The organism is Streptomyces sp. 8N616 (genome assembly GCF_052246385.1).
In the GTDB taxonomy this organism is placed as follows: domain Bacteria; phylum Actinomycetota; class Actinomycetes; order Streptomycetales; family Streptomycetaceae; genus Streptomyces.
In genome coordinates this window covers 85773-99631 of sequence record NZ_JBQQBY010000031.1, presented here as the reverse complement: position 1 = coordinate 99631, position 13859 = coordinate 85773, and the positions used below count along the sequence as shown (strand labels likewise).

At 70.2% G+C, this 13859-nt stretch carries 14 protein-coding genes and 1 rRNA gene; 5 read left to right on the top strand and 10 right to left on the bottom strand.

The window, feature by feature from the left end; translation table 11 throughout:
* Positions 1 to 107: ribosomal RNA gene (gene rrf / locus ACTWQC_RS26095) — 5S ribosomal RNA — on the top strand; the annotation flags it as partial.
* Positions 108 to 165: 58 nt separating this feature from the next.
* On the opposite strand, the gene ACTWQC_RS26090 is transcribed toward rrf, so the two are convergent.
* Positions 166 to 1221: a hydroxyacid dehydrogenase gene (locus ACTWQC_RS26090; protein WP_443318231.1), complete on the bottom strand. Its 1056-nt coding sequence runs from the start codon at positions 1219 to 1221 to the stop codon at positions 166 to 168.
* Positions 1222 to 1370: 149 nt separating this feature from the next.
* On the opposite strand from ACTWQC_RS26090, the gene ACTWQC_RS26085 reads away from it, so the two are divergent.
* Entirely contained in the window at positions 1371 to 1940 is a 570-nt protein-coding gene (locus tag ACTWQC_RS26085; protein WP_443318230.1) for a GNAT family N-acetyltransferase, read from the top strand.
* A gap of 97 nt (positions 1941 to 2037) precedes the next feature.
* On the opposite strand, the gene ACTWQC_RS26080 is transcribed toward ACTWQC_RS26085, so the two are convergent.
* The 7 genes from ACTWQC_RS26080 to ACTWQC_RS26050 form a co-directional block, all read right to left on the bottom strand.
* A complete protein-coding gene (locus ACTWQC_RS26080; protein WP_443318229.1) occupies positions 2038 to 3969 on the bottom strand; it encodes a hypothetical protein in 1932 nt (643 codons plus the stop codon).
* Between the two features lie 15 nt (positions 3970 to 3984).
* Positions 3985 to 5499 carry an ATP-binding protein gene (locus ACTWQC_RS26075; protein ID WP_443318228.1) on the bottom strand — a complete coding sequence of 505 codons (1515 nt, stop codon included), beginning with the start codon at positions 5497 to 5499 and terminating at the stop codon, positions 3985 to 3987.
* 54 nt (positions 5500 to 5553) lie between these two features.
* Positions 5554 to 7092 carry an SCO6880 family protein gene (locus ACTWQC_RS26070; RefSeq protein ID WP_443318240.1) on the bottom strand — a complete coding sequence of 513 codons (1539 nt, stop codon included), beginning with the start codon at positions 7090 to 7092 and terminating at the stop codon, positions 5554 to 5556.
* Positions 7093 to 7121: 29 nt separating this feature from the next.
* A complete protein-coding gene (locus ACTWQC_RS26065; RefSeq protein ID WP_443318227.1) occupies positions 7122 to 8465 on the bottom strand; it encodes a hypothetical protein in 1344 nt (447 codons plus the stop codon).
* Positions 8455 to 9315, bottom strand: coding sequence for a hypothetical protein (locus tag ACTWQC_RS26060; RefSeq protein ID WP_443318226.1), 861 nt, complete (start codon positions 9313 to 9315; stop codon positions 8455 to 8457). The genes ACTWQC_RS26065 and ACTWQC_RS26060 overlap by 11 nt, the downstream gene beginning before the upstream one ends.
* Positions 9316 to 9548: 233 nt before the next feature.
* Entirely contained in the window at positions 9549 to 9755 is a 207-nt protein-coding gene (locus ACTWQC_RS26055) for a DUF397 domain-containing protein (protein ID WP_443318225.1), read from the bottom strand.
* A gap of 11 nt (positions 9756 to 9766) precedes the next feature.
* Positions 9767 to 10651 (bottom strand): helix-turn-helix domain-containing protein, encoded by an 885-nt coding sequence (locus tag ACTWQC_RS26050; RefSeq protein WP_443318224.1) that lies wholly within the window; start codon positions 10649 to 10651, stop codon positions 9767 to 9769.
* Between the two features lie 241 nt (positions 10652 to 10892).
* Between ACTWQC_RS26050 and ACTWQC_RS26045 the strand changes: the two genes are divergently transcribed.
* The 3 genes from ACTWQC_RS26045 to ACTWQC_RS26035 all read left to right on the top strand — a co-directional run bounded on the left by ACTWQC_RS26045 (position 10893) and on the right by ACTWQC_RS26035 (position 13023).
* Positions 10893 to 11318: an ATP-binding protein gene (locus tag ACTWQC_RS26045; protein WP_443318223.1), complete on the top strand. Its 426-nt coding sequence runs from the start codon at positions 10893 to 10895 to the stop codon at positions 11316 to 11318.
* Complete coding sequence (locus ACTWQC_RS26040; protein WP_443318222.1) at positions 11315 to 11932, top strand: Uma2 family endonuclease; 618 nt, start codon at positions 11315 to 11317, stop codon at positions 11930 to 11932. Before ACTWQC_RS26045 ends, ACTWQC_RS26040 begins: the two co-directional genes overlap by 4 nt.
* Positions 11933 to 12297: 365 nt before the next feature.
* A complete protein-coding gene (locus ACTWQC_RS26035) occupies positions 12298 to 13023 on the top strand; it encodes an endonuclease domain-containing protein (protein ID WP_443318221.1) in 726 nt (241 codons plus the stop codon).
* Positions 13024 to 13027: 4 nt separating this feature from the next.
* On the opposite strand, the gene ACTWQC_RS26030 is transcribed toward ACTWQC_RS26035, so the two are convergent.
* A complete protein-coding gene (locus ACTWQC_RS26030) occupies positions 13028 to 13246 on the bottom strand; it encodes a DUF397 domain-containing protein (protein WP_443318220.1) in 219 nt (72 codons plus the stop codon).
* Positions 13247 to 13280: 34 nt separating this feature from the next.
* Entirely contained in the window at positions 13281 to 13589 is a 309-nt protein-coding gene (locus ACTWQC_RS26025) for a hypothetical protein (protein WP_443318219.1), read from the bottom strand.
* Positions 13590 to 13859: the final 270 nt, after the last annotated feature.

Below are 13859 nucleotides of genomic sequence, written 5' to 3'. Positions count from 1 at the left end.
ATTGCGTTAGGGAAACGCCCGGTTACATTCCGAACCCGGAAGCTAAGCCTTTCAGCGCCGATGGTACTGCAGGGGGGACCCTGTGGGAGAGTAGGACGCCGCCGAACAAACATTGAGCCTCAACCCCTGGACATGGTCCGGGGGTTGAGGCATTTCTGCGTTCAGCTACGCAATACGGTCCAGGTCCGCCGCTGTGACCAGTCCCTCGAGTGGCTCGCCCCGTACGAAACGCTCGGTCTCCGCGACCGCGTACGCGCCGAGTCGCCGTACTTCGTTGCCCTGGGCGCCCGCGACGTGCGGGGTGATCAGGGCATTGCGCAGCGACAGCAACCGGTGGTCGGCCGCCAGGGGTTCGGGCCAGGTGACGTCCAGATAGGCATTCAGCCGGCCTGCGGCGCACTCGCGCGTCAGAGCGTCCGTGTCGATGAGCGCGCCACGCGCGGTGTTGACGACGGTGGCCCCGTCGGGCAGGAGCGCGAGCCGACGGGCGTCCAGCAGGTGCCGGGTCTCCGGGAGCTCGGGCGCGTGGAGGCTGAGGATGCTGCTGCGGTGGCACAGGTCGTCCAGCGGTGCGAGCTCGGTGCCGAGGGCCGCGGCCTGCTGCTCCGTAACGTACGGATCGGCGAGCAGGACGCGGTAGTCGGCGTCGGACGCGGTGAGGCGGGCGATGACGCGGCGGCCTGTGCGGGAGGCCCCGACGATGCCGACCGTACGGCCGTCGGTGCCCTCGCGCTCGGCGAAGTGCGGCCAGCCGTCGGCGTATTGGGCCGCGCCCTGCAGGGCCTGCTTGGCGGCCAGCACGATGGCGGCGTACGTGAATTCGGCGACCGGGCCCGCGTTGGCGTCGGCGGCCGAGGAGACGGTGATGCCGTGCTGCCAGACCGCCGGGGTGATGTGCCCCTTCACCGAGCCCGCCGCGTGGATGACCGCGCGCAGGCGGGGCGCCGCGTCGAGGACCTCCTCCGTCAGCGGCGGGCAGCCCCAGCCCGTGATGAGGATCTCGGCGTCGGCGAGTGCGGTCGCCGCAGCGCCGCCGGGGGAGCCGGAGCGAGCGGCTGCGCAGGCGCCTCCGTCGGCGCCGGAGAGGCCCGTCAGCGCCTCGGGCTCGATGTCAGGTGCCAGGTCGACGGTCTCTGACAGCCGGTCCCGCAGTTGCTCGGGGAGTACGGCCTCCGCGGCTTCGCGGGTCATGCAGATCACCGCGCTCGGACGGTCGGCCACGGCACACCCTTCCTTCCCTGAAGGCGCCGGGAACGGCTCGTACGTGCAGTAAGCGTTACCCGAACCTGCCGGGTCGGCATCGTCCACTGTTCCCAGAGAGCTCCAGATCACATTGCGCGCCGTACGGGGGCCGGTGCGAGCATCGAGACATGGGGTACGAGATACGGACCGTCCGCGCCGACGACTGGGCCGGGCTGAGGAAACTGCGGCTGGCCGCGCTGAGCGACCCCGTTGCGCGCGTCGCGTTCGTCGACACGTACGAGAAGAGCAGCGCGCAGTCCGAGGACTTCTGGCGCGGACGGGCCACGCCGATCGCCGAGGGCGGGGCCGCCACGAATGTGATCGCGGCCGACGAGGACGACGGCACGTGGGTCGCGATGCTCGCATTGCTCGACGAGACGGGCCAGCGGGCACCGGCTGCCGGCACGCCCGGGGGGATCGGCGAGGACGGGGCAACTCCGCCGCAGATTCACGTGGTGAGCGTGTACGTACGCCCCGAGCACCGCGGTACAGGCGTGGCCGAGCAGCTGTTCCGTACGGCCATCGACTGGACATGGGGGAACACCAAGGCGGAGCGCATCCGCCTGTGGGTGCACGGTGACAACCCCCGTGCCGAGGCCTTCTACCGCAGGCTCGGCTTCGCCAGGACCGGCGAGACGATGGCATTTCCGCCGGTGCCGGAGGAGACGGAGTACGAGATGGTGCTGGCGCGGTCGTGAGATGAGCGAGCTGGTGCGCCGGCGGCTTTGGGCCCGGCGGGCCTGGCGGGCCCGGCGGTCCCGGCGGTCCCGGTGGTCCCGGCGAGGCCCGCGCGCTTCAGCTCCAGGCGCCCCCGGCCAGGCTGCGGTGCGGCCAGCGCGCCCGCGCCTGCTCCTCGGAGCGGAGAATCGCGAGCGTCAGGAGGCCCTGGGCGGCGCCTCCTGCGAGCAGCTCGGGGAGTTGGGGGAGCGGCGCCACCGCGGCGACGTCGTCGAGGACGAGCGTGAGTGGTGGGTCGAGCCGGCCGGCGGATGACCGTGCGGCCATGCGGCGGCCGTGCTCGACCACGCTCGAGACGAGTGCGGTCAGCAGGGGCATCGCACCCGGGTGGGTCCGGGGATCCTCGATCGATTCACCCACCACGTAAAGCGTTCCCCCCTCGGCGACGAAAGATTCCAGGGCCAGGGCGTCGGCGCGGGCCGGGTTGCAGGCGTTCCTGATGTGGATCGAGGAGAGCGCGGAGAGGGCGCGGGCGGTCAGCTGCTGGGCGACTTCCCGGCGCTCGGGGTGGGCGGTGAGGGTGCTCTCGAGTTCGCCCGCCGAGCCGTGGGCGGCCTTGGGGTGCGTACGGAGGATGCGTACGGCGTCGTGCGCGGCGCTGCCGGACGCCCAGCGGTGCACCTGGCGGAACGGCTGCCCCCCGACGGCGGCGGCGTGCAGCCAGCAGCGCAGCAGCGTCTCCGCGGCGTCAGCCATCGCCGAGTCGAGGGCGTGCGCGGGCCGTACGGGGGCGAGCAGGGCAGCGGCGCGGGCAGCGGCGGCGTCGCGGGACTCGCAGTCGGCGGACGGGGACCAGCGGAGGCGGGCGGGGGTGTCGATGAGGTGGCTCGGGTCGTAGACGTGGACGGGGCCGAGCTTGGCGCGGGCGTCCTTGGTCTCCGCCCAGAGGGCGGGGTCGGACGTCGTGACGAGTACGGGGCCTTCGGCGGAACGGATCGCTTGCAGCGCGAGTTCCCTGCGGGGCGCGCTTCCCGTCCCGGTGAAGTGAACCCCGGCGGGGGGCCGCTGCCCGGGCCCGGCGGGCCGCCCCACGGCCACGGGTGCGGCGTCGGCTTCGCCGACGGACGCATACGCGGGTGGATGGCGCGTGGCGCCGCCGTCGGTCGGCGCGAGTCCGCCTGAGGCGATCCCAACGGTGGGGAAGGCCGTGCCTGCGCTCGGGTGGACCGTGGGTCCGTCGGGCGACTCGCCGTGGGCCGTGAATCCGGGATGTTCCGTGGCCGATGGCGCGGGGCCGTCGACGTGGGCCGGGTCGGCGCCGGGGTGGAGGTGTGCGTTCCTCTGTGCGTTTCTCGGTGGGGACGGCTCGGAGGGGGCTCCGTGGGCGGCGAGCGCGGAGGGCGTGGAGTGCGCAGGGAACGGCGCAGGGGACGCTTCTACGGGGCCCTGTGCCGCCTCTAGGGCACCGGCGGGGCACGAGGGCGCCGGGGCGGCCTCCGTGCTGCCCTCCGGGCGGGCCGTCCCCGCCTCCAAGGCGCCGTCGGGCCGGGCAGCCCCCGCCTCCGGGGCGCCGTCGTGCACGGCCGTCCCTGTCCCCTTGGCGTCTTCGTGCCGAGCCGTGCCCCTCTCCCCCGCACCCCTCTCCCCCGCACCCTTCTCCCCCGCGCCCCTCAGCCCCGCCGCGCGCCACCGCGTCACCGCGCCGATCGCGAAGACCGCGAGGACGAAGAGCACCATCAGTTCGCCGATGAAGATGCCCCAGAACAACCCGTATCCCGACAGTTGGCTCGCCGGGGTCCCGGGCCAGGCCGAGGTCAAGTCGTGGGGTTGGGCGGCCAGGTGGCGCATGGCCACCGGGGTGTGAGTGAAGTGGACGCCCTTCGGCCAGGCGCCGTGGGCGAGGAGACCCGCCAGGCCCGTAGCCGTCCACACGAGCAGGGTCAGACCGAGCAGGAAAGCGAGTACGCCGACGAGCAGGCCGTCCGGGATGCCGCGCTCCGAGCCTCCCGCCCCTCCCTGCCCGCGCGGTCTCGGTCCGGGTTCCGTCATGATGCCGCCATCTCGTCACGCCACCGTGGACTCGTCCGCGAGCTGTTCCCGTCGCTGCTGCTCCATCGCCTCCGCCGCGCGCGCCTCCGCTTCCGCCTCCGCCGCGCGCTCGACGGCCAGCGCCTCCTCGTCCGCGGACGTCACCGGACGGTTCGCGCCCGGCCGGTGGGCGCCCGGCCGGTTGGCCACCGGCTGCACGCCCGCCCCGCTCTCCTCCGCCTCCAGCGCGGCCGACTCCGTCATCGCCCGGTCGGTGTAGACGAGGGGCCGCTCGGCCTCCGTCACCAGGTGCTTGACGACCTGGACGTTCCCGTTCACGTCCCACACCGCGATACCGGGTGTCAGCGTCGGAATGATCTCGACCGCCCAGCGCGGGAGGCCGAGCACCCGCCCCGTCGCCCGCGCCTCGTCGGCCTTCTGCGCGTAAATCGTCCGCGTCGACGCCATCTTCAGGATCGCCGCCGCCTCCCTCGCCGCCGCGCCGTCCACCACATCGCTCAAGTGGTGAACGACCGCCACGAAGCTCAGGCCCAGCCGCCGCCCGAACTTCAGCAGCCGCTGGAACAGCTGTGCCACGAAGGGCGAGTTGATGATGTGCCAGGCCTCCTCGACGAGGAAGATCCGCTTCTTCCTGTCCGGCCTGATCCAGGTGTGCTCCAGCCACACTCCCACGATCGCCATCAGGATCGGCATCGCGATCGAGTTGCGGTCGATGTGGGACAGGTCGAAGACGATCAGCGGGGAGTCCAGGTCGATGCCGACCGTCGTCGGCCCGTCGAACATGCCCCGCAGGTCACCGTCCACCAGCCGGTCCAGCACCAGCGCGACGTCCAGGCCCCAGGCCCGTACGTCGTCCAGGTCCACGTTCATCGCCTCCGCCGACTCCGGCTCCGGGTGGCGGAGTTGCTCGACGATGTCGGTGAGGACCGGCTGCCGGTCGGTGATCGTCTCGTTGACGTACGCATGCGCGACCTTGAGCGCGAAGCCGGCGCGCTCGTCGAGCCCGTGCCCCATCGCGACCTCGATGATCGTACGGAGCAGGGCCAGCTGGCCGGTCGTTGTGATCGAGGGGTCCAGCGGGTTGAGCCGGATCCCGCCGTCCAGGGCGGCCATCGGGTCGAGCCGGATCGGCGTTATGCCCAGCTCCTGGGCGATGAGGTTCCACTCGCCCACGCCGTCCTCGCCCTGCGCGTCCAGCACCACCACCTGCCGGTCGCGGAAGCGCAACTGCCGCAGGACATACGTCTTCTCGAGCGCGGACTTGCCGTTGCCGGACTCGCCGAGGACCAGCCAGTGGGGGGCCGGGAGCTGCTGGCCGTAGAGCCGGAACGGGTCGTAGATGTAGCCCTTGCCGCTGTAGACCTCGCGCCCGATGATCACGCCGGAGTCGCCGAGGCCCGGTGCGGCCGTGGGCAGGTAGACGGCCTGCGCCTGGCCCGTGGACGTACGGACCGGCAGCCGGGTCGTCTCCACCTTCCCGAAGAGGAAGCTGGTGAACGCCTCGGTGACGGCGGTCAGCGGATCAGGCACAGCGGGGCTCCTACCGTTGAGTTCCCGTCGGGACAGCGTCGGATTGGCGTCGCATCAGCGTCGGATGCCGGTCGCGAACGGCAGCGTGTTCACGAACGCCCGGTGGTGTTCGCGGTCGCACCACTCCAGCTTCAGATACGACTTGCCCGCCGAGGCGCGGATCGTCCGCTTGTCACGCGCCAGGGCCTCGGGCGAGCGCGACGACACCGTGATGTACCCGACCAGGTTCACCCCGGCCGCGCCGCTCGCCAAGTCCTCCCCGCGCTGGTCAAGACGCCCGTGGTGCGCGATGTCGCGCGGGTCCACGGTCCGGTTCATCTTGGCCGCGCGGCTGGCCTCCGCCTCGTCGTTCGTCTTCTCCGTCAGCATCCGCTCGATGGCCACCTCGGTGGGCTCCAGGTCCATGCAGACCGCGACCGTACGGATCACGTCGGGTGTGTGGACGAGCAGCGGGGCGAGGAAGTTGACCCCGACCGGGGTCATCGGCCACTCCTTCACCCAGGCCGTGGCATGGCACCACGGGGCGCGGGTGGTCGACTCGCGCGTCTTCGCCTGCAGATACGTCGGCTCCATCGCGTCGAGCTCGGCGGGCCAGGCATTGCGCTGCGTCATCGCCTGGATGTGGTCGATGGGGTGGTCCGGGTCGTACATCGAGTGGATGAGGGAGGCGAGCCGCCCCTGCCCGAGGGGCTGCCTGACCCGGATGTCGGCCTCGGTGAGCCGCGCGCAGATGTCGGTCAGCTCGCGCGCCATGACCACGGCCAGGCCTGCGTCCTTGTCGAGCTTGCCGCGCCCCTGCCGGGTGGCGCGGGCCATCGCGTCCGCCTCCGCGGCCAGTTCGCGCGTGAAGTGCATGCAGGCGACCAGGTACGCGCGGTGCTGCTCGGAGGAGGTCGACACCATCGACTGGAGCTGGTCGTACGAGTCCTGGAGCCAGCCCGGTGCCCTCGGGTCGCCGCGCCGCTCCACGTCCTTCGCGTGCGCGTCGGGGTCGGCGGGCAGCGTACGGGCCAGCATCTGCAGCCGCGTCACGAAGCCGTCGCCGTTGGCCACATGCTTCAGCAGCGTCCCGAACCGGTCGACCAGCGCCTCCTGGTCCTCGCTGTCGCGCAGCCCGACGCCGGGGCCCTCGATCTCGATCGCCGCGGTGACCGTGCGCCGGTCGGCGTGCAGCAGCACGGCGATCTCGTCGGGCCCGAAGGGCGCCGCGAGCCAGCCGATCCGCCCGATGCCGGGCGGCGGGCCGACCTCGATCTCCCGCCCGTCGATGCGCGTGCCGGCCTCGGGCGCGGCGGAGCGGTAGGCGGCGCCCCGCTTGACGGTCCGCTTGTAGGTGCGGTTGATCTCGAACCACTTGTAGAACGTGCGGTGCTTGTACGGCACGTAGACGGCCGCCAGCGCCAGCATCGGGAAGCCCGTGAGCGTGCCGATGCGCAGCGGCAGGACGGGGATGAGCAGCCCGCCCATCATGCCGAGGAACGCGCCCACGATGATCAGCGCGATCTCGCCGGTCTCCCGGTTCTTGCCGATGACCGCGTTCGGCCGGGCCCGGCCGATGAGGTACGTGCGGCGGGGGGCGATCGGGTGGGACATGGGATGGGACATCTGGTGGGACTGCGTCGTCAACGCCCTTCACCTCCGGTGCGGTTGTCGGTGCGGGCTCGGCTGTCCGTACGGGGCGTGGGTACCGCGCCGCTGCGGCCGCCGGGGTGGGCGCCAGGACCCGCGGCGGGCCTGGGCGCGGCCGCCGGGCCGCGGCTGCTGTGCGCCGCCACGCCGCCGGTCACGGGGTTGGCGGGCTGCGGCGCCGAACGGGCGGAGCCGTCGTCCGCGCCGCCCCCGCCTCCGCTGCCGCGGCTGCTGTGGGTCTTGATGCCCTGCTTGACGAGCGCGGCGGGCGACGAGATGACGGCGGCGGCCGCGGCTCCGTCGGTGGCCGCCTTGCGACTGCTGCGGGCGCCGGCGATCTCGTCGCCGAAGCCGGGGACGAAGCGGTAGATCATGGCGCTGGCGAAGATGGCGAGCAGGATGATCGCGAGCCCGGAGACGACGGCGGAGAAGGAGTCCGGACCGTCCTCGGACGCGGACAGCGCCCCGGCGATACCGAGGACGATGATGATCACCGGTTTGACGAGGATCACAGCGATCATGATCCCCGCCCAGCGGCGCACATGCCCCCACATGTTCTTGTCGACCAGCCCCGCGTACACGACGGTCCCGAGCAGCGCCCCGACGTAGAGCAGCGCGGCCCGGATCACCAGCTCCATCCACAGCACGCCCGCGGCGAGGACGGAGACGAGGCTGACGACGATCAGCATGATCGGCCCGCCCCCGATGTCCTCGCCCTTCTTGAGGGCTTCGGAGAACGACCCGAAGAAGGCGTCGGTGCTGGCGGATGTGCCCGCCGCGATCACTTCCGTGATGCCGTCGGTCGCCGAGACGACCGTGTAGAGGATCAGCGGGGTGAATGCCGATGCGAGGACCGTCAGCCAGAGGAACCCGATGGCCTCGGTGATGGCTTCGGTGAACGGGACACCGCGGATGGCGCGCTTGGCGACGGCCAGCAGCCAGAGGAGGAGCGTGAGGACGGTGGACGCGGCGAAGACGACGGCGTACTGGCGGAGGAAGGCGGTGTTGGTGAAGTCGACGTTGGCCGTGCTGTCGACGGCCTTGGACAGCTTCCCGACGATCCACGCGGCTGCGTCGGCGCAGCCGCGGGCGAGGGAGGAGAGGGGGTCGAGGGGGTTGTTGTCGTTGAGGCCGTCGGTGGGCGAGCGGGTGCCGTTGGAGGCGCCGTCGCCGCGCTCGCAGTATTCCTTGGCGGGGCCGCGAATGAGCTCGCACGGGTCGTTGCTCGGGCTTGGCGTGGGCTCCGCGAAGGCCCGGGAGGCCAGGAGGAAGGCGGCCGTCTGGAGGCCCACCACAGCCGCGGTGAGCGACAGGGCGCGGCGGCGACTAGCGGGCATAGGTGAACCCTCCGAACCCCTGGACAGCATCGGCCATGTCTTCAGCAGACGAGGCGGTTTGATCACGGCCGACCGGAGTCGGGCCGTTCTTCTGCTCGAAGTCGGTGACTTTCCAGGCGCCACCGGCCCACCTCAGTTGGAACGTGTTGGTGTACCAGCTCTCGGCGACCGGGTTCTTGGACCCTTCGCCCGCCAGCCCGAACAGTGTCGAGAACCAGACAGCCACCGTGGCGGTATTGCCTTCCAGCTTCTGCAGCTTCGTGCCGATGGGGTTGGTCCGCGAGACGAACGTCAAGCCCTTCGGAGCGGTTCCGTCCGGCTTCAGGCCGATACCCGCGAGGAATTCTCTGTCCGAGTACACGCGGTCGAGATCGTCCTGCCGAGCAGCTGCGACGTCGGGTGCGTACACGGTGTCCACGATCTGGCGGCGTGTCTCTGCCTGGAACATCCCGTCACCCCCCAGCGCTACCGCGTAGTTCGCCGCCGCGCTCTGCGCCCCCTGCTCCGTCCGTGGGAAGCCCGACGCGATCCCCGCGTCGGAGCCCGAGACCGGTCTCTTGCCCGTCGGGGCCGTCGGCTGTGCCTCCGACCCCTCGCTGCTCGAACCTGCGCCGGAGGCGTCCCCGTCACCGCTGTTGTCGCGGTTCGCGAACGCGATGGCGGCGATCAGCAGGACCACAACACCCACGACCGTGATCATGCTCTTCGAGGGCCGGGCCGCGCCCCGAGCGCGCCGCCCGTCCCCGTACGCCTCGCCGTCAGGCAAGCGGGTACGGGTCTGACGGCCGCGCGGGGCCGAGCCGGTGCCCATGTGCTCGCGCTCGTCGTAATCATGGCCGCCGATGCTCATACCGCGCCCGTCCCCTGCCCCTCTGCTGCTCAACCACAGTCGGTCGTCCGTGCATTGTCTCCTTAAGACGACGTTAGCGGTGCGACCGGCCGTGCGGGCGAACTGTGAACCGGGGATTGCATTATGAGACACCTCCCCTGTGGCGCCGGTGTCGGAGTGGACGTTCGGAAGCGGTTACGCCCTTCGCCGGCACGCGGGGGATGGCAGCGTGCGGCCGGACGCGGCCGCGTTGATCAACGACCGTCGGTGAGGTCCAGGTTCCCGGCCTTGATACGGCTGAGGAGCGCCCGTATGGCCGGGCGGGACGCCGTGAGTATCGCGGTGGGCTCGTCGCTCTCCCGGATGTGGAGCGTGCCGTCGGGAGCGGCGGCGAGCTCAACGCAGTTGGTGTTGGGGTCGCCGCTGCTGAAGGATGACTTCTGCCAGCTCAGTTCCGCCATGGAGTTCCCTCTCACAGTACGTACAGCAGATGCTGCAAGAGGCTAAGCGAATCTCGCGTCTCGTAGGACGTTCGTTCGGACTCCGGAACCACTGGGGGCAGCGCCAGTGTTGCGAGGCGGTCGAAGATGTCTGCGTACCGAGTGAGGTGTTCCTGGTCGTCCAGGAAGACCGAACCGGCGTCGTGCTCCAGGTAGATCGTGCTGAGTGCGGGATCTGCCGCACCGAAGATGACGAACGGAGTTCCGACTGCGGGAAGTGTCCCGGACTTGAACGGCACGATCTGGACAGTGATGTGGGGCAACCGCGCCACGTCGATGAGGTGAACAATCTGGCGGCGCATGATCGCGGTGTCGACGAAGTGCATCTGGAACGCCGCTTCATGAATGATCGCGTGGTAGGTCGGGGCAGAGCCGCGGGTCAGCACCTCCTGCCGCTGGAGCCGGAACTCCAGCCCGCGGTCAACAAACTTGGCCGTGCTGTTTGGGAAGGCAGCTGTGATGAGGGCCTTGAGATACTCCGGGGTCTGAAGCAGACCCGGCAGGTGCAGGGGCTCGAAACCGCTGAGATGGGTGGCCATTGACTCCATCTCGGCCAGATCACGCGCACCGGCAGTGGTGTCCCGCCTGTGCTGGTGCCACCAACCGCGAGGAGCCTCGCTCCAAGTGACCAGAGCCTCAGTGAAGGTTTTGGATTCACAGCCGTAGGCAGTCAGGAGCGCTCGCAGCTTGTCCTCGGGAATCGCTGTGCGCCCCGACTCGATGTGGCCGAGGTGGGCGCCGCTCAAGCCCGCGTACGCCCCCGCCTCGGCTGCTGTCATGCGCGTAGCGTCACGCAGTCGGCGCAGCTCAATGCCTAGTCGGCGCTGTCTCTGTGTCGGGCTGGTGCGAAGTCCCATGGTGATCTCCTAGCAGCCGCGGCGCGCAGGCTGTGACGGGAACGGCTGTGGCTCACTCGATAGTGGCAAGTGGCCCTCCGTATACGTGAATTAGAAACCTGAGCGCCTATCTTCAGAACCACACCAACCCCGGGTCGGCGTAAGCCGGAAGCGCACCGTGCCCTCCCCTCGTCGGGAGCCGACGGCATCGCCACCGCTGCAGGCCGGGGCCCTCATAGACCCGTACCGCCCGGAGTAGGCCATGTGCCCAAGCCCCGTCCTTGTCCCCGACTTCTCGCTCACCTTCCCGCCGGACCCCGCGTGGGTCCGTACCTGCCGGGAGACCGTGCGTACGTCCACGCTGACCCTCAAGCAGCCCACCGCCCTCACTGAACTCGCCGTCCTGCTCACATCCGAGAGCGTCACCAACGCGATCAACGCGTGTACCGGCTCCGGCTGCCCGTACCCCATCACCCTCTACGGCGAGTGGCTGGCCACAGGCCCCCTCCGTATCCACGTCAGGGATGCCGCCCCGGGCGTACCCGCAGCGCACAGCCTCACCGAGCACTCCGAACACGGCCGCGGGATGTATCTCATCGCGGAGCTCGCAAGCCGACACGGGATCTGCCTGGACGGACCGGGGCCCGGCAAGTCCTTCTGGTTTCAGCTGGAGGAGGGCGTCCTGTGACAGGGGGCGCGACGTGGTGGTCATGGCGGCGGAACGTCGTACGGCTGGGGCCGGACCGGTTACGCGCTGCTGCTGACGTCCTCAGGAAAACCACCGGGCTGCGCGTGGAGGTCCTGCCGGCCGCCCCGCCCCGCCCCGGCAAGTACGTGGCAAGCGTGCGGATGCTCCGGGCCGCGATCGGGTCGCGGCTGCCCGCGGGGCTGATCGCCGCAGAGGGCGTCTCCGTCCGTATGCCGGACGACCCGGACGATTACGTGACGCCCGACCTCACCGTCTGCCCCTCCCGTTTCCTCGACTCGGACGAGAGCCTGATCCATCCCCAGGATGTGGAACTCGCGGTCGAGCTGGTCGCACAGCCCGCCGACCCGCAGGAAATCACCGCCAGGATCGGCCAGTACGCCACCGCCGCGGTACGAACCCTGCTGCTCATCGACCCCGGCGAGGGCGTATGGGCCCTGTACACCCACGCGCACCCGCAGCGCACCGCGTATCTGCGCGCCCTGCACGGCGACTACGGCGACCAGATCCCGCTTCCCGACCCCCTCGCCTTCCTGCTCGCCACCGTCTGCCTCCCGCGGTTCGGAGGCCCCGGCGGGCGCGGCTCGCCCTTGTGAGGGGGCATTGGCGGAGTGGATCACCTTGTTGCATCGACGACCAGAATTCTGCCTCAAATGCCCGGTTTTTATGGGCTGTTCTTTCGGCAAAGTGATCCACTCGGCTGGCGTACCAGTTATCCACAGGGGTCGCGAATCTATGGAAGATCCGCTGTGCTGGTTGCATGACACGCAACGGAGTCGGGTGGGGTGAGGCGTGGAGGGCGGCGGCCGCTCGGCATGGGGCAGTGCTGCTGTCTAGGCATGCGCTGACAGTTGGCGGATCGCGGAATACGGTCGTCCGGCGGTTGCGTGAGGAGGGCTGGCAGCGGCTGGGGAGGGGCATTTGGGTCGAGCCGGGGAGGGAGATCAACCATCGGACCAGGATGCACGCGATTCAGCTGATGCACCCGGACATGGTGGCCAGTCATCGGTCGGCCGCCGGGCTGCTGGGTATCGAACTGCTGCGGCCTGGGCTGGAGGTGACCCGGGTCGGCGGCGTACGGCATGGCAGGCCGCTGGGTGCCACCGCATATCAACTGCCGTTGGACGAAGCGGAGGTGATACGGCTGAACTGCGGTCTGCGGGTGACGAACCCCCTGCGGACGGTGGTGGACCTTCTTCGCTCGGCGCCTTTGGACGAGTCGGTGGTCGCGGCCGACTCCGCGCTGCGGCAGCGGAGCGTTGAGCGGGACCGGCTCACGGATGCTCTGCGCATGTCGTGTTGGCGCAAGGGTACGTCCGCCGCGTGGAAGGCGCTGCGGCTCACGGATCCGGCGGCAGGGTCGCCGCCTGAGACGCTTGCCCGGCTGCGTATGCGCGAGGCGGGTATGCACCCGGAGAGCCAGGTGAGCTTCACCCTTCCCGACGGCCGCACCGTCCGGGTGGACTTCTATTTCCCTGCCGAAGGGCTGATCGTGGAGATCGAGGGCTTCACCTGGCATGGCACCAAGCAGGCCCACGAAGCCGACGCCGTACGTTTCAATGCCCTGCTCGGCTGTCAGGGTGTCCGCCGCCTTCTCCGCTTCACGCGGAACCAGGTGCTCTTCCAGCCCCAGACGGTCGTCAGAACAATTCAGCGGGCGCTCGTGGACCTTCGGGAGGGAGGGTGACCGCTCAGCACTTCGGCTGGTCGTCGGCGAAGTGGTCGAACTCGTCGTTCTGGACGCCGAGGACGAATGCCTTCCACTTGGCCGCCGTCGTCGTCACCACATTGTCCGGGTCGTCGCTGCTCCGGATGTGGATGAGGTCGCCGTCCCCGGTCGCGACCTCGATGGACTCGCCTTCCGGGCTGTCCGAGGCCCGGACCCACTCGAGATCGTTCACGCCGCCCATGAGGTCACCTTACGGTGGGCCGGGGGAAGGCAGGCTAGACCGCCATCCCGTAGACGATGGTGAACAGCGTGCCGAGCGAGCCGATGATGAAGACGCCGGTCAGGCCCGCGACGATGAGGCCCTTGCCCTGTTCCGCGCTGAACGTGTCGCGCAGCGCCGTGGCCCCGATGCGCTGCTTGGCCGCGCCCCAGACGGCGAGGCCGAGGCAGAGCAGGATCGCGACCGCCATCACGACCTCGATCATGACGCGCGCCTCGTTCCCCAGGCTCCCGAACGGCCCCCAGTCCGGGGCGATGCCGCCGATAATGGTGTTGATGTCGCCCTTTTCGGCTGCCAGGAACATGTTCTAACTCACCGGCCCCTGTTGACTAGTTGTACGTGCCCCTGCCACAGGGCACGGGTCGGCCTCCATCTTCCTCTAGCTTCTCGGAGGATGGCGCCTGGGGGGTCGACTTGGCGGCAAAATTTGGCGGAATCCGTGCCATGACATGCCCGCCATGCGTCCCCGCCCCGGCAAACTGCGCGATGTCGCCCCGCAGGTTGAAGAGTCGACCGGTCTGCGTGTCGAGGTCGCTGCTGCCCGGGTCCTTGCGGGGCCGGACCGGCCGATGGG

What these genes read in the sequence shown, in the direction of transcription:
- ACTWQC_RS26085 (WP_443318230.1), top strand. Translation starts at nt 1,371, where the DNA reads ATGGGGTACGAGATACGGACCGTCCGCGCCGACGACTGGGCCGGGCTG.
- ACTWQC_RS26080 (WP_443318229.1), bottom strand. Translation starts at nt 3,969, where the DNA reads ATGACGGAACCCGGACCGAGACCGCGCGGGCAGGGAGGGGCGGGAGGC.
- ACTWQC_RS26070 (WP_443318240.1), bottom strand. Translation starts at nt 7,092, where the DNA reads ATGTCCCACCCGATCGCCCCCCGCCGCACGTACCTCATCGGCCGGGCC.
- ACTWQC_RS26065 (WP_443318227.1), bottom strand. Translation starts at nt 8,465, where the DNA reads ATGCCCGCTAGTCGCCGCCGCGCCCTGTCGCTCACCGCGGCTGTGGTG.
- ACTWQC_RS26060 (WP_443318226.1), bottom strand. Translation starts at nt 9,315, where the DNA reads ATGAGCATCGGCGGCCATGATTACGACGAGCGCGAGCACATGGGCACC.
- ACTWQC_RS26055 (WP_443318225.1), bottom strand. Translation starts at nt 9,755, where the DNA reads ATGGCGGAACTGAGCTGGCAGAAGTCATCCTTCAGCAGCGGCGACCCC.
- ACTWQC_RS26050 (WP_443318224.1), bottom strand. Translation starts at nt 10,651, where the DNA reads ATGGGACTTCGCACCAGCCCGACACAGAGACAGCGCCGACTAGGCATT.
- ACTWQC_RS26045 (WP_443318223.1), top strand. Translation starts at nt 10,893, where the DNA reads ATGTGCCCAAGCCCCGTCCTTGTCCCCGACTTCTCGCTCACCTTCCCG.
- ACTWQC_RS26035 (WP_443318221.1), top strand. Translation starts at nt 12,298, where the DNA reads ATGCACGCGATTCAGCTGATGCACCCGGACATGGTGGCCAGTCATCGG.
- ACTWQC_RS26030 (WP_443318220.1), bottom strand. Translation starts at nt 13,246, where the DNA reads ATGGGCGGCGTGAACGATCTCGAGTGGGTCCGGGCCTCGGACAGCCCG.
- ACTWQC_RS26025 (WP_443318219.1), bottom strand. Translation starts at nt 13,589, where the DNA reads ATGTTCCTGGCAGCCGAAAAGGGCGACATCAACACCATTATCGGCGGC.